Source organism: Chryseobacterium wanjuense (assembly GCF_900111495.1).
Lineage (GTDB): Bacteria > Bacteroidota > Bacteroidia > Flavobacteriales > Weeksellaceae > Chryseobacterium > Chryseobacterium wanjuense.
Genome location: NZ_FOIU01000007.1, coordinates 1 through 14,869, shown reverse-complemented (window position 1 = coordinate 14,869; position 14,869 = coordinate 1). Strand labels below are relative to the sequence as shown.

The 14,869-nt window shown below is 33.8% G+C and carries 17 protein-coding genes and 1 pseudogene; 8 read left to right on the top strand and 10 right to left on the bottom strand.

Features of this window, described 5'->3' with window-relative positions:
• Positions 1-75: 75 nt before the first annotated feature.
• The 8 genes from BMX24_RS20725 (at position 76) to BMX24_RS20690 (ending at position 5,145) form a co-directional block, all read left to right on the top strand.
• The gene (locus BMX24_RS20725; protein ID WP_029295596.1) at positions 76-381 is read left to right on the top strand and encodes a DUF3467 domain-containing protein; all 306 of its coding nucleotides are present in this window, start codon (positions 76-78) and stop codon (positions 379-381) included.
• A gap of 496 nt (positions 382-877) precedes the next feature.
• Complete coding sequence (locus BMX24_RS20720; protein WP_089796318.1) at positions 878-1,528, top strand: Crp/Fnr family transcriptional regulator; 651 nt, start codon at positions 878-880, stop codon at positions 1,526-1,528.
• A gap of 125 nt (positions 1,529-1,653) precedes the next feature.
• Positions 1,654-2,496 (top strand): DUF5777 family beta-barrel protein, encoded by an 843-nt coding sequence (locus BMX24_RS20715; protein WP_089796316.1) that lies wholly within the window; start codon positions 1,654-1,656, stop codon positions 2,494-2,496.
• Between the two features lie 2 nt (positions 2,497-2,498).
• Positions 2,499-2,849 (top strand): c-type cytochrome, encoded by a 351-nt coding sequence (locus tag BMX24_RS20710; RefSeq protein ID WP_089796314.1) that lies wholly within the window; start codon positions 2,499-2,501, stop codon positions 2,847-2,849.
• A gap of 11 nt (positions 2,850-2,860) precedes the next feature.
• Positions 2,861-3,406: a YceI family protein gene (locus tag BMX24_RS20705; protein ID WP_089796374.1), complete on the top strand. Its 546-nt coding sequence runs from the start codon at positions 2,861-2,863 to the stop codon at positions 3,404-3,406.
• A 14-nt stretch (positions 3,407-3,420) separates the two neighbouring features.
• Positions 3,421-3,930, top strand: a complete 510-nt coding sequence (locus BMX24_RS20700; RefSeq protein ID WP_228404952.1) for an ankyrin repeat domain-containing protein — start codon at positions 3,421-3,423, stop codon at positions 3,928-3,930.
• 2 nt (positions 3,931-3,932) lie between these two features.
• Positions 3,933-4,721 (top strand): T9SS type A sorting domain-containing protein, encoded by a 789-nt coding sequence (locus tag BMX24_RS20695; protein ID WP_089796310.1) that lies wholly within the window; start codon positions 3,933-3,935, stop codon positions 4,719-4,721.
• Positions 4,722-4,839: 118 nt separating this feature from the next.
• Entirely contained in the window at positions 4,840-5,145 is a 306-nt protein-coding gene (locus tag BMX24_RS20690) for a helix-turn-helix domain-containing protein (RefSeq protein WP_228404950.1), read from the top strand.
• A 90-nt stretch (positions 5,146-5,235) separates the two neighbouring features.
• Here BMX24_RS20690 and BMX24_RS20685 read toward each other — a convergent pair whose 3' ends face one another.
• The 10 genes and pseudogenes from BMX24_RS20685 to BMX24_RS20640 all read right to left on the bottom strand — a co-directional run bounded on the left by BMX24_RS20685 (position 5,236) and on the right by BMX24_RS20640 (position 14,599).
• Positions 5,236-5,646: a hypothetical protein gene (locus BMX24_RS20685; protein WP_089796308.1), complete on the bottom strand. Its 411-nt coding sequence runs from the start codon at positions 5,644-5,646 to the stop codon at positions 5,236-5,238.
• A gap of 12 nt (positions 5,647-5,658) precedes the next feature.
• A complete protein-coding gene (locus BMX24_RS21540) occupies positions 5,659-6,681 on the bottom strand; it encodes an RHS repeat-associated core domain-containing protein (protein ID WP_394332548.1) in 1,023 nt (340 codons plus the stop codon).
• Positions 6,682-6,930: 249 nt separating this feature from the next.
• Entirely contained in the window at positions 6,931-7,257 is a 327-nt protein-coding gene (locus BMX24_RS20675) for a hypothetical protein (protein ID WP_089796304.1), read from the bottom strand.
• A complete protein-coding gene (locus BMX24_RS20670; RefSeq protein ID WP_089796302.1) occupies positions 7,257-7,796 on the bottom strand; it encodes a hypothetical protein in 540 nt (179 codons plus the stop codon). Before BMX24_RS20670 ends, BMX24_RS20675 begins: the two co-directional genes overlap by 1 nt.
• 100 nt (positions 7,797-7,896) lie before the next feature.
• Positions 7,897-8,184: pseudogene (locus BMX24_RS20665) on the bottom strand (RHS repeat-associated core domain-containing protein); the annotation flags it as partial.
• 144 nt (positions 8,185-8,328) lie between these two features.
• Positions 8,329-8,838: an RHS repeat domain-containing protein gene (locus tag BMX24_RS20660; protein WP_262485651.1), complete on the bottom strand. Its 510-nt coding sequence runs from the start codon at positions 8,836-8,838 to the stop codon at positions 8,329-8,331.
• 149 nt (positions 8,839-8,987) lie between these two features.
• Positions 8,988-9,404: a hypothetical protein gene (locus BMX24_RS20655; protein ID WP_089796296.1), complete on the bottom strand. Its 417-nt coding sequence runs from the start codon at positions 9,402-9,404 to the stop codon at positions 8,988-8,990.
• A gap of 114 nt (positions 9,405-9,518) precedes the next feature.
• Positions 9,519-9,935 carry a hypothetical protein gene (locus BMX24_RS20650; protein WP_089796294.1) on the bottom strand — a complete coding sequence of 139 codons (417 nt, stop codon included), beginning with the start codon at positions 9,933-9,935 and terminating at the stop codon, positions 9,519-9,521.
• Positions 9,928-13,422 (bottom strand): DUF6443 domain-containing protein, encoded by a 3,495-nt coding sequence (locus tag BMX24_RS20645; RefSeq protein ID WP_170835766.1) that lies wholly within the window; start codon positions 13,420-13,422, stop codon positions 9,928-9,930. The genes BMX24_RS20650 and BMX24_RS20645 overlap by 8 nt, the downstream gene beginning before the upstream one ends.
• Before the next feature lie 13 nt (positions 13,423-13,435).
• A complete protein-coding gene (locus BMX24_RS20640; RefSeq protein ID WP_170835765.1) occupies positions 13,436-14,599 on the bottom strand; it encodes an RHS repeat domain-containing protein in 1,164 nt (387 codons plus the stop codon).
• Positions 14,600-14,869 lie beyond the last annotated feature (270 nt).

The window sequence follows — 14,869 nt, the reverse complement described above, 5'->3', positions numbered from 1 at the left end:
TCAAAGTATAAGGCTTAAGGTTTATCAACTTTTTCCTTAACTTTGAACACTGAACTTAAAACTTTAAACAATAAAATGGACAACAATCAAAATCCACAAGACGGAAACATCAACATCGAATTAAACGAAATGGTAGCTGCTGGTATCTATGCTAACTTGGCTTTGGTAAACCACTCTCCATCTGAATTCGTAGTAGATTTCATCCAATTAATGCCGGGTGTACAACAAGCTAAAGTAAGATCAAGAGTTATCCTTGCTCCACTTCACGCTAAAAGAGTACTTTCTGCTCTTCAACAAAACATTGCTAACTATGAGCAACAATTCGGAGAAATCAAAGAAGTTGAGCCTTTCGTATTAGGAGGAAACAACGTAAACGCTTAAGATTTTTCTTAATCATAAATAAAGAATGCCTCAATTTCGATTGGGGCATTTTTTTGTGCCTTTCAGCCAGGAAAATAACTAACGGTATTTCGCATGTGAGGCTCATAGTTTGTCATGCTGGAAGTATCTCAACATAGGATTAAAGAAAATTAAAAATTCGAGCTTAGAATCTTTGACGTTGTAAAGGTTTTAGGATGAGAAACTTTGCAAAACTGATGTTTGAGATTGCTTCGCTTTGCTCGCAATGACGGATCCTGAGAAAATGACTGCAACCCTAGCCCCGATTGAAACGAAAATCCTTTTTTGAAAAAAAAGATTGCAGAGAAAAGCGGGAAAAAGCTTCAAATAAAAATTGTAAACAAAATTGAGACAAACATATTGTTAAAATTATTCCGGTAAAGCTCTTCTTATCATTAAATCATTTTAATAAATAAAAAAATATGGTATATCAATTCTTCAATTTTATATATTTGTTTATAGATATGATATAACGGATATGATAAATAATCAATTTATTCTTAATAAATTCGGTTTTTTGGGTGAAGATTTTTCAAAAGAGCTCAACAAACATGCTGTGATTACTGATATTAAAGCAAAAACTGAAATTATCAGAGAAGGGCAGAAAAATAAATTTGTTCCTTTTTTGATCAAAGGTTCCATAAAAGTTTTTACTTTAAACGACGGGAGAGAACTCATTTATTACTATATAAGGATGAATGACAGCTGCTTGATGACTTTTTCTTCCATTTTTACAGATTGCGTAAGCAGGGTATATGCTGTGGCGGAAGAAGATTCTGAAGTATTACTGATTCCGGTTTCTGTGGTGCACGAGTGGCTGATCAAATTTCCTGAAATTAATAAACTTTTTTACTACGAATACGACAAAAGATTCTCTGATATCATGAATATGGTGAATGACGCCGTTTTTCACAGGCTCGACAAGAGAGTGATCAACTACATCAAGCAGCAGATTTTGATCACAGGAAACAATCCTGTTAAGCTTACACACCGCGAAATTGCCAGTAATCTGGGAACTTCCAGGGAAGTTGTGAGCCGAGTATTGAAAAAAGTGGAAAATGAAGGCGAGCTTATTCAAACAAAAGAAGGGATAAAAATACCTGTAAATGAAAATGTTAGACTAGGCTAATATAATTGTTTTAACGGTTTTAATATTATGATTGATAAAAACTATGCAGTCGGTGACTTTTATCACACGTTTTTGCAGGCATAAGTCTATAAGTTTGTGAGACTAATATTCTAATTTGAAAGTGTATGACAAAAACTCTCTTATTTTTGTCGATGTTTGCTTCAGGTCTCACCTTTGCTCAGGAGGATCTGTTGAAAGATATTGACACCATTAAAACTAACACCGAAACTTCCCAACCCGCCTTCAAGGCGCTGCAGATTGTCACGGGGCAATCTACCAAACTCACCGCAAAAAACGAGTGGTATATCGTTGTGGCACACCGTTTTGGGGATGTAAGCAAAGGATTCAAAGATTTTTTCGGGCTGGATGATGCTTCAACGAAATTGGGTGTTATCTATGGCGTTACCGACGGGCTTTCATTGAGCCTTTCCCGGGAAACCAACCTGAAAACTTTTGAAGGCGGTGCCAAGTATAAACTGGTAAAGCAAAGTGAAAACTTCCCAGTTGATATCGTGGGATACAATGTTTTGGCTGTAAATACAGACCTTAGCAAAGACAATTATCCGCATCTACAGTTCGGGGACAGGCTTTCTTACCTTACTCAGGCTTTAATTTCAAGAAGATTCAGCGACAATTTTTCTTTGCAGCTGAGCCCTTCTTATGTTCACAAAAACCTTTACGACCCTGCCATTGAGGACAAAAATCAGTTCCTGACAGGTTTGGGAGGACGTTACAAAGTATCGAAAAGAATTTCGATCAACGCAGAGTATTTTGTGAATTTCGACAATCACAGTTTTTATAAAAATCCTCTGTCTTTGGGGATGGATATAGAAACCGGGGGACACGTTTTCCAGCTTTTATTTACCAATTCCCAGCTCAACTCAGATATTGGTTATCTTACCAATGCCACCGGAAGATGGGGAAAAGGACAGATTTTCTTTGGGTTTAATCTTTATAGAGTTTTTTAATTATGAAAAAATTAATGTACATATTTTCATCGGCAGTTTTACTGGTTGCTTGTGAAAGCAGAACCTATGAAGAGATCTCAGACAATACTCCTATTGTAGAGCAGGTAACATATACCAAAGATGTGAAACCCATTATCGAAGCCAATTGTATTGGATGCCATTCAGCAGGAGGTCCCGCTTCGTTCCAGCCCTGGACAAGCTATGATCAAGTGAAAACTCACATTGATAATATTTTAGACAGGATACAAAGACCCAACGGAGATCCTCTGAAAATGCCTCAAGGCGGAGCATTATCACCATCACAAATCAATATTTTCACCAAATGGAAAGCCGACGGGCTTATCGAAAATTAAAAAGAATTAATATGAAAAAGCTAGTATTACTCATTGTTTCGTTGCTTTTTACCAACCTTGCTTTAGCTCAAAAATATATGTCTAAAACAGGAAAAGTAACGTTCGAAGCATCTGTACCTTTATTTGAAGATGTGTATGCACAGGATGACAACAATGTGGCTGTCATTAATGCTGATACCGGGGATTTTGCTTCGGTTTCTGTAGTTAAAAATTTCCATTTTAAAACAAAATTGATGGAAGAGCACTTCAACGAAAGTTATGCTGAAACTGCAAAATATCCAAAAACGACCTTTACGGGAAAAGTTGTGAATTTTGATAAAAATAAACTTTCTGCAAGTCCCCAGAAATATACGGTTCAGGGAACTCTGAATTTCCATGGTGTTGAAAAAGCGTATACTTCAACCGCAACGATCTACGCCAAAGACGGAAAGATCTATATGACCGGAGGATTTGTTGCAAGACCTGCAGATCATAATGTAAAGATTCCTAAAATGGTAACCAAAAAGATCGCAGAAAGTGTAAATGTTCAATATAATTATGTCCTTTCAAAACAATGAAAAATCTGATTCTAATGATGAGTCTTTTTCTGAGTTTTGGATTTGTTTCTGCTCAGGAAAAAGCAAAATCTATTTTTGATATTGCCAGAACCGGTACTGTAACTGAAGTAAAAGAACTGATGAAACAGAACCCGGATATTATCAATCAAACCAATGACCAAGGCTTCTCACCACTGATTCTGGCATGCTACAGAGGCAACGTGGAAGTGGCTAAGTTTTTGATGGATAATGTGAAAGATATTAATTATGGTAGTGCTCAGGGATCTGCACTTACTGCTTCGGTTTTTAAAAGTAACAAAGAACTCACTCAGAAATTACTGGCAAATGGTGCCAACGCCAATCTTGCAGATAGTAATGGGGTGACTCCCTTAATTTATGCAGTTCAGCTTCAGGACAAAGATTTGGTAAAAATACTACTAGAATATAAAGCAAATAAAGACTTGGCAGATAAGCAAGGAAAAACAGCTTTTGAATATGCCATCTTCTCTAAAAATCACGAAATTATTAACTTATTAAAAAATTAAGTATGAAACAAGTATTATCTTCTTTACTATTAATTGTAGGATTTTGGGGAACTTCTCAACTAAAATCTACAGGAGTTATGACGTGTACGGTCGGCACAAGATCGGTAACGGCTAATATTACTTTAAACAATACCACGAACAAAGTGAGATTAGATTTAACAGGGCCTTCTGACAGATGGTTTGGATTTACTTTTAGAAGTGCAGCCAATTCGGGTATGTCCGGAGCTCCTACAGATGCTTTAACATATAGTGATGTTGGATTTAATGACAGGAATCTTGGCGGTATTGGAGTTTATAATTCAGATACCCAGGATTGGACAGTAATAAATGCACCTTCGATATCTGCCGGAACAGTTTCAATGTCTTATGAACGTAATTTGACAACGGCAGATGGAGCTAATGATTATCAGTTTAATTATGCTACAGCCAATAGTATTACCACGAAATGTGTTATTACAAATTCCGCAGGTTTATCGATATCACCACATGGAGGAGCTGCGAATACGGCTGTTACAAATGGAACCTTTGCTACAGTATTAGCGACAAATGATGTAGCAGCAGAAAGTAAAAAAATAGTTCTTTATCCTAACCCTGCCAAAGAAACCGTAAGCTTCAAAAATGCTGATAAAATTAAATTAGTTGATATTTTTGAATCTACAGGAAGAAAAGTAAGATCAGTAAAAATGAATGGAAATGAAATCAATGTTTCTGATCTGAAATCCGGAAATTATTATTTTGAAATCACGCTGAAAGATGGATCGACTTCTTTTGAGCAGTTGATTAAGGAGTAGGGTTTTCGTGTTCAAAGAATTTGATTTAACCTAAAAATATTTATAAAAAACCAACTCATTTGAGTTGGTTTTTATTTTGACAAGATATACAATTAATTTTCTAACTGTGGATTATTTTATGAAGTCTATAACTTTTGGTAAGCGTCTTACAGAGGTAAGAAAAGATAAAAAGATGTCGCAGGACGAAGTGGGTAAATTGGTAAATGTTCACGGTGCTGTCATCGGAAGATATGAACGTGAGGAAGTAAAACCGTCTATCGAGGTGGTTATACAACTGGCGGAAGTTTTGGAGATTTCTTTGGATTATCTTGTAGGTTCTACAGATGTTCTTTTGGAAAAAAATATCGTCTCCAAAATCCTCGATATCAAAAACTGCAGGAAGTTACCAAACTTACAGAAAAAGACAAGGATTACATTTTTTTAACCCTTGATGCTCTTATCCGTGATGTTAAAAATAAACACGCTTACGTTAAATAAACAAAGCCACTCAATGAGTGGCTTTACTTTTATTGTTTTAAAAATTTTTACTTAATTTAGAACAATTACAAGGCAATGGGGCACCATCAAAATTTTTACTATCAAAATGTAAATAATACTTTTTGGTTTTTCCTTGTATAAAAAGTGATAAACTATCTTTCTTTTTAGAAACATAATCTCCAATTCTTATTTTATCTTTCCATTGATCTAACATAGGTAAGCAAACATTCCCAAAATTCATATATGCATTCATATGATTAGAACTATCTGCAACTTCTCCCAAATACTTTTCTTTATTCATTTCTATTGGTAAAAAACTCTTCATAAAAAGCTCTTCATCTGATTTAAAAAAATCAGATGTTTCTGTTTTTTCAGAATTATAGTATGTAAATAAAATAATAAAACCTACAAACGCAATTAAAATCATTATCACATTACTCTTTTTCATTTAATTTTTTTTTTATTTCTTAGCTGGTGTAGTCCAAAACAAATGAGTTTTTCCATACTGATAAGATGCGCCAAATCCAAACGGATTAATTCCACCACCTGTAGTAGTATAACCTTTCGCACCTTGTTTACTTAAACCAAAATTACTTGGATTCGTATCACTAAACTGAAAACTTCCGTTATAATCTGAGCCCCCATAAGAGCCATTTAAGAAAAATGCAGATACTCCATAGCTCATTCCTTGTCCTTGGAAGTCTCCAATTTTAAAATCGTGTCCTGCTGGTTGATTAACGGAATATAAGCTAAAGGAAGGACCAACATCGTACCCAACACCAAAAGATGGTGTTACATAAAAAGAACTTCCATTATTGCCATCCGCAGAAACATAACCAATTGCTATTGAATATCCTACCCCATATATTTGGCTGAATTTTATTTCACCACCCATTCCTCCTAATCCTATAGAAGGCATATTCCTAATAGAAAACAACATCGAACTATCAGGATTAACCCCGATGTTAGTTCCTGCACCAGTTTTGAAAGATTCTGCCATTAAGTTACCACTAGAGTCGGTAACGACACCTGAAGTATCTAAAGTATATTGATAATTTTGTTGTCCATTACTTATTCCAGTTATTGTTAAGGCATCTTGATATTCCTGAACTCCCGTATATTTTTTATCCTTAGCATCCTGTAATGAATGAACATCTTTATCATATGTCCAAGATGTTTGCCCATCAACAACTGACTTAATCCATCCAGTGCCTTCCCTTCCATCGGGATCTATAAAGCTCAAAGGATTATTAAAAGCATAATTATAAGGACTATGTCTAGTCATCTTCTCCGCTAGTGGATCAACAACACCCCATCTTCCAAGGTCAGGCATATAAAATCTCGCCCCATAATCATACATGCCTGTCTCTTGCAATTCCTTTCCGTTATACTTGTAATTATACAAACTATTTGTTCCAAAAATCGCCTTCTCTTCCCTTGGAATATTCATCCCAAAAGGATAATAGTCATTCTGATCGGTAATTTCAGCAAATCCTCCTTCGCCCTTTTTATAGCTTACCCTTACGTTTCCTAAATGATCTTTGTACTTGTAAATATATTAATTCTTTCCGCAAAATTTATTAACATAAAAAATAATACTTACTGCTAAAAATTTGAAGACCTCTAATAAAATGTCGTTGAATTATAACACAAAACCCACCGCAATTGCGGTGGGTTCTTTATTGTTGCTCACGGATTACAAATCCGCGAGAATGGTGCTTTTCTTTTATATCTAGTATTTGTAGGTTTTTACCTCTCCATTTCTATAAAGATAGATACTGTCTTTTCCCTTATTCTTTACTATACTATCATTTTTTTGATATATATATTTGTCGGAGCCATTGAATCTTAATATTTGTCTGTTAGATAAAATAATTATTAACCATCCATGATTTTGAGAGTCGATATACAAACTATCAATTTTACCCTGAAAACTAACATTTAAGTTAGACTCTATTCTTCTTTGGGGTTCTTTTTTTTGATAATCTTTGTATAAAAAATACCCAATAATAAAAAGGATAAATCCTACGAATCCTGCAATATTTTTAAATTTTGCCATTAGTTTCCAAATTTTTTAAGTCTTGATGAATATGTTGTACCAAACTGTACACTGCCTCCTGCAGATACCTTAGGTCTTTTTAAAAAATTCCAAATATCAGACGATAAACTTGCACCTCCCATAGAAACATTCTGTTTTTTATCATTTAATGCGGTTTCACCGTAATTTCCAGAAATAGGCCCAACTCCACCTGAAGCATTCCAATATTTACCATTCATATTTGAAGCTGTTAGAGGATCATATCCATTTTTTGTTGTATATTCATTATAAGCAAATCCTGCCCCTGCGTTTAATCCATAAGATTTGTATAAATTAATATATAGACCACTGTCATAATTTCCACTAAAATAGCCGACTTCAAATCCCACTCCTGCTCCAACAGTAGCTTCTCCACCAAATCCAATAGTAAAAGGTTTATCTAAAACCTGTACCCCCCAATTCTTTTCAGGACTAAGATAATTTGTAAAATATTGGCTTCTGGTACTGCTATCGTCATCAGCATTATGAATTTCAAAATCATCAGGATCTGAAGCAGACATATTTAACCATCCTCCATCTTTATAAAGAGCAACCTTACCTATTGTTTCATCGCCATAGGTTACATTAAACTTACCTTCTTTTCCTAGATACTCTCCTTGTACTAAACCTTGTTGATTTCTCCGCGAGCGGATCTACGACACCCCATCGTCCGATATCTGCCATATAAAACCTTGCGCCGTAATCATACATGCCATTTTCCTGCAGTTCCTTGCCATTGTATTGATATTTATAAGCAGGATTTCCGGATAAGGCATTATATCCTTCATGTTTCAATCCGAAAGGATAATAATTGTTTTCTTCAAGAACTTCTGCGCTGCCAGATGAGTTTTTAAAGTAGCTTAAGCGTACATTTCCCAAATGGTCTGTATAGCTGTAAATATACTTATTATTTCAAATTCTTTTTATTCCAAAAATAAACAGGCAACCATTTTAGATTGCCTATTTTTCTTATTTTCATTTAAAATTTTCTATGTTGAGTCCTATTAATAATAAAAACCAACACTTCTGAAACGTGACACAAACACGACTAAGTTATTTTCTCCAATCTTTTTCATTATACCTAGTAATATTATAATATCCCGCAAAATCATTTAAGGTTATTTCTAGACTTTTAGGGCTTAACAAAAATGAGTATTGAGTTCCAGCGTCGTATTTACCATCTTTCTGAAATTTATCAATGAAAACATAAATATTTCCATTAACTCCTTTCATCGTCATTAATTTATCTCTTATTAATTTCTGAAGATTAGAAACAATACTAGGCACATCTTTTGGATCAGTTCCATATGGTATTAAAATATCTTTTCCTTGTCTTCCATCAGGATCAATAAATCTTATTGGATTATTAAAAGCATAATTATAAGGACTATGTCTTTTCATTTTTTCCGCCAGTGGATCAACAACTCCCCATCTATCAATATCAGCCATATACATTCTGGATCCGTAATCGCCCATCCCTGTTTCCTGCAGTTCTTTACCATTGTACTTATAATTCTGATATTTTCCGGCACCAAAGTAGGCACCCCCCCCCCCCGTTTTCATATGGTTCATACCAAAAGGATAATAATCATTATTATCTGTTATCTCAAGATTTCCAGTTTTTACTGCTCTGTATAACTTATCCTTATATTTCTTAGATGATTTTAATATTAATAGACCACTGCATTAAGCCGTGGTCTATTAATATTAAATTATTTTTCGATATTCAAATCTCCTTTAACCTTAATTAACATGGTAGATCTTTTTCTTTCTTTATCATACATCCAAATTGTGTTCTTATTATACCTCATAATTTTAATTTGTGAATTGTAATTCATAATTGTAAATATAGAATCATTAGCAACACCCCATTTTAATCTCGGTTCTATTCCATAATCTGAAAATAAAGTTCTTCTATCTTCAATCTTATCAAATGAATATTTGGAAATACTACCATCTTTGCCAAACTTAAAAGTAAAACCGTAAAAATCGGCTCTTTCTCTAGGCCATTCGTAATTCCAATAGCCTATACTGTCTTGATATAAAATAACATCTTTTATTTTATCACTAGGACTTAAACAACTTGTCAATGCAAATGTGACAAATAAATATTTTAAAAACTTAATCATGTGGATTTGTCATTTTTTTAACTGGTTTGCTATTGACTGCTCTGTGTCATTTAATAATGATTCCAACATAGACATATAAACCACTGCATCAAGCAGTGGTCAATCAATATTAAATTATTTTTCGATATTTAAATCTCCTTTAACTTTAATAAGCATTGAGTTTTCCTTATCTTTTTTATCATAAAGCCAAATTGTATCCTTATTATATTTCGTAACTTTAATTTGTGAATTATAATTCATAAGTGTTAATATGGAATCATCAGCAATGCCCCATTCCAATCTTTGATCTATGCCTTCATCCGAAAATGGCCACCTTCTATTTTTAACTTTCGAATAAGAATATTTGGAAAGCTTATTATCTTTAAAAAACTTGAAAGTAAAGCCATAAAACTCTGCTCTCTCTCTAGGCCATTCGTAATTCCAATAGCCTATACTGTCTTGATATAAAATAACATTTTTTATTTTATCACTTGGACTTGAACAACTTGTCAACACAATTGCGACAAATAAATATTTTAAAAATTTAATCATGTGGATTTGTCATTTTTTTAACTGGTTTTGCTATAGACTGCTTTGTGTCATTTTTAATAACAACTTCCATTGGATCACCTTCATACCCTCCGATAGTAGATATTTGAACGCCACCTGTATTATTTCTATTAAAGTCTTCTAAATAAGGATCCATACCTTCCCATGAAATTTCATCTTTTTTATAAGCATTCCACAACCTTTGTGCAAAGCCAAAAGCAACAGAATATTGATTTGCTTCAGTAGAATTTTCGTAGTCAGATGTTTTAGACTGTCCTAAATAAACTTTTGCATGCGCAAGAAATGTATATTCACCATTCTTATTTTCATTTTTATGCCCATCTTTTCCTGCTTCATGATCTAAGGTATTTCTTAAATCATATAAATTGTTATAACTTCCTTTTGCAAGTTGTTTAGAGTTATAAAATACATTATTACTACGTCCAGACGTTACGGCTCCTGTATCTTCGTTTTTTATTTTAGTACTTACTCCATAATATCCAGTTAATCCCTTTTGGGTTGCATAATGGGCAATTATATTACTTACAGCCATTCTTGTGCCTTTTTTACTGTAATCTAATTGTGATAATTTAGCATTTCCCTGATCCGTATGTACAATGATATTATTGGTTTTTTTATCATCTCTATACATAAAACGCCCGTTTTTATTAAAATGGTCATCAAGTGGTGCTCTCCCATCGGGGTCAATAAATCTCAAAGGGTTATTAAAAGCATAATTATATGGGCTATACCTTCTCATCTTCTCCGCCAGTGGATCAACAACACCCCATCTGCCAATATCACTCATATACATCCTTGCACCATAATCATTCCATCCAGTTTCTGTTTGATATTCTTTACCATTATACTGATATTTATATGCAGGGTTTCCAACCAAAGCATTATTATAGCCTTCATGCTTCATCCCAAAAGGATAGTAATTGTTTTCTTCAAGAACTTCTGCGCTGCCAGATGTGTTTTTAAAGTAGCTTAAGCGTACATTTCCCAAATGGTCTGTATAGCTGTAAATATACTTATTATTTTCAAAATTATAATACCCTTCAGCTGTTGGAACAAATTGTAAGGTAACAGGAGTTGCTCCCATTCCTCCCGATTTTGCTTCATATTGGAAACCATCAAGATAATCTGTTGTGGTGGTGGCTAAAGCATTACTAATCAGCGGATCTTTATAGGTGTATACTTTGCCTGTTTTGGATCCGTCTGCTCTGTAACTGTAGGTAGAGTTTACATAAACTGCACCACCTCTTCCCTCAATGAACTGATTGAACTTAATATATTTCGGAAGATTAAGAACATTATAATCAATCTGTAATATTCCTTTATCCGGCTGACTGGTCATACTTCCGTTGTCATTATAGCCTATTGTCCCTCCTGATGTATCGGGATACCCTCTATAGTCAGTAGATGAGTCTGTAACAGTATTTAGCCTGTTGCTTCTTGCGTACGTATATGTAAGATTATCAATAAGTGAAGCTACAGTATTGGCTCCTTTTGCTGCTGATCTTTTTAAATTCAAAATATTTCCGTTGAGATCATAATCTATTTTCTCAAAATATTCTTGGGCAGAAGGATTATCTTCTCTTTGGTAAAATCCGGCAGAGAGCCTGTTTAAACCATCATAAACATAACCATATCTTCTTAAATAATCATTAGGGTCAGTAGCGGTTTTCCAATCTACTTCAGCAATGTTTCCATTGTATCTTGGTTTTACCTGTAAGCCAGGATAATCGCTGTTAGGAGTTTGTAATCCTTCCACCTCATTATATTTTATTTTATATCCAAATAACTTACCTGCTAAATTCGCCGGATCATTTATTTTGGTCATCCAGCCTCTGATGTTATAAGCATAATCAATACTTTGCAGATTGTTTCCAACCTTTTTGTTGGTTAGTTGGGACAATTCATTATAAGAATTTTCAGTCAACAATTCCTGCGGCTGGCTGTCTACCTGATGATAATGTTTCTTTAATCTGTTCTGAGCATCATATTCAAAATTTTCAGTAATGATTCTTTCGGTATCCGTGCTGAGCCTTTTGTGGTAGGTTTTTGTCTGTAAAGCCACTCCGGCAAAATCCAGTTTAGATTCCGTTTTGGTATATCCACCCAAATGGTTGATGGAGTATGTTCCTATTGCTCTTCCTTTTTTGTCGTAATAGCTGTAGCTTTTTGTCCAGTTGTCGTCTTCAATGTTTTTAACCAAACTCATTACAGGAAGGCTTTTGGTACTTAATCCTTCCGTTGTGGGTGTTTCGGTTAATGTTGGTTCTCCTAAAATAGTTGAAGGAAAAGCAGGATTGAAGCTGTATTGAGGATATGAGTCATAATAATGTAAGGATAATAAAGTCACCCATTTCGTTGAATTGGGATATGTACTGTCCTGGTTTCCGTAATAAACATCCATTCCCTGTCTGTTAAATAAAGGACTGGCTAATCTGTTAACATTATTAGATGTATAAGTGTCGACTGTTGTCTGCTCCACACTTCTCTGGTATCCTGTTCCAATTCCCGTAATGGCAACTCTTCCAAACTGGTCGTATTTGGTGTACAACCATTGTCCTTTATTTTTCAGTTCAGTATCCTGGGTTGCTACAAGTCTATCCTGCTTGTCATACAGCATATACTCCCAACCTTTTCCTGGAAGTTTCTTTTCAATCAGCCTATCCCAAATATCATAGCGATATTGATAACATAAATTATCCAGTACAGTTTGATCAATAGTTGAGGATGCTGAAGCCAAGGGAGGAATGACATAAGCCAAGTTCTGATAATTATCATAAACATAATAGGTGTCTACATTTTTAGTTCCGTCATTTTTGCGAACGAGAATTGTTTGTCCTCTTCCATTTTTAAATTCGATTGTGGCATTGCCATCTTCATCGGTTACTGTATTTTTATATAGCTGATTAGAATTATATGTACCCGTAAGACTTATAGTGTTTACTGTTGTTTTATTAGTCCAAACAGTAATTACGGTATAATTCTTTACCTCTCCATCGATGTTAAGATCATAGGTAAATTGTATAGGTTTATTATCCCAAGCATTTCCAACTTGTTTTTGTTGTAATATTTTATCTATCGGGGAACTTTCCAAAATCTTTTCTGAATATATTTTTTCTGCGCCATAAATATCGGGTTGAGTAGCATTTGTCAAGGGATCTGGAATAATAGCTCCGTTTAAAGATTGTGATTGCGGAACGGGAAGAAACTCCTTTACCTGTCTTCCAAAGCCATCATATTCAATATGAGTAACAACGTCTCTCCCTGATGGGCTCGCTTTTACATTTACTACCTGTTTAGGTCTACCTAATCCATCAAAATATTGAACAGTTTGAATTTGTTTTGCTGTAGAACTTCCAGAGGTAACTGGTTCTAAATAAGTTCTAGTTTGTATATAATTTTCTGTTGTTGTTTGTGCATGAAATAAAACTGCTACAAACAATATATTAAAAGGAATTAATATTTTTTTCATGTCTATTGTATTTTTAATGTTTGTAGTTATACTCATTTTCTTTTAAAATTTTTCCATTACTATCAATTACCTGTTTCAAACGATTAGATGAATCGTAGATATATGTTTCTCTAATTCCAGACGGTGGTGTAATACTTGTCACACCAACCAAAGGGTTATGAGTATAAGTAGTAATTTGATAATTACTCATTTCTGGTTTTTTTCTTAGTTCATCTAATGCATCAATTAATGTTTGTTCACTTGTTGTATCAGTATCAAGATTAGATTTATTAATAATATCCTGCAAAAATTGACTAATAGATGAATAAAATGCACCCACTATTTTGGCAATTGGAAGAGTTTGATTATATCCCCATACAATGGTTGTCGGAATATTTTGACCGTCCGTATATTCAAGTAAGTTTCCTTTATTGTCATAAAGAGTATAGTTTATTACTGTTTTAGCTTCAGCGATATAGTTAGGAGGCTGAACTTGGCTTGTTTCCTGAACAGATGTAGGATTTAAATGAGAAGTATCATCATATTTAGTCCTGAAAGCCGAATAATCTTGATTTCGATAAATAACTTTTTGCAAGGGAATAGAATGCATATTAGCATTGTATAAATTCAACTGATATAAATCCAAGGCATACGACAGATAAACTCTATCTACTTCTCCATTAGGCAAAGTAGTAGATTCTTCTTTTAAATTATTGTAAGTATTATATCCAAAGCTAGTTTGAGTAGTAAAAATCTTATTATTTAAATACTCTTTTTTTATAGATTGAGTTAATAAACTTTCTTTAGAAAAGATTGGATAATAACCCAAGACTGTTACACCATGCTGTTGTGGTATTAAAGAGCTGTTTACGGAAACAAAATTCCATACTGATCTTGAATTTCTGCTTAATGAAGTACCATAATAAACATTAGAATAAACTTCTGAATAGGTATTATCTGTTTGTTGTATTTTATTCATTGAAGAGTCATAAACAACTTCACTTAAGACTTTCCCATTTTCTGTTGAATTGGGAGATTTAGTGGAAGGCATATTAATTGGAATAACACCCTCTTGGAAAAAATAATGGAAGTCTGGGATGTTGGAATAGTTTCTTTCAATTGAACTATTAATATTATTTTGCGCATCTTTTTCAGTTTTAACAACTTTAGAATACCCAATATAATCTCCTGAAGCCATAGGAGAAGAGGAGTTATTATTATTAGAATTCATAGAAACAATACCTGATGATTGTGAATCTGCAGAATGTGATTCAGCATGAATGTCTAAAGTAGAGTACGAATTTTTGTTAAATAAAAATAGTGGATTCGTTGAGACACCATTAAAATATTGAAATTCTGTTTTACCAATAAACTGTAATAGCCACGACTTTATCTGACAGTTAGGGGTTAAAAATAATTGTCAGTTATCCAATATTGTCCTTACTTCCAAAAGTAAGGATTTTTTGTT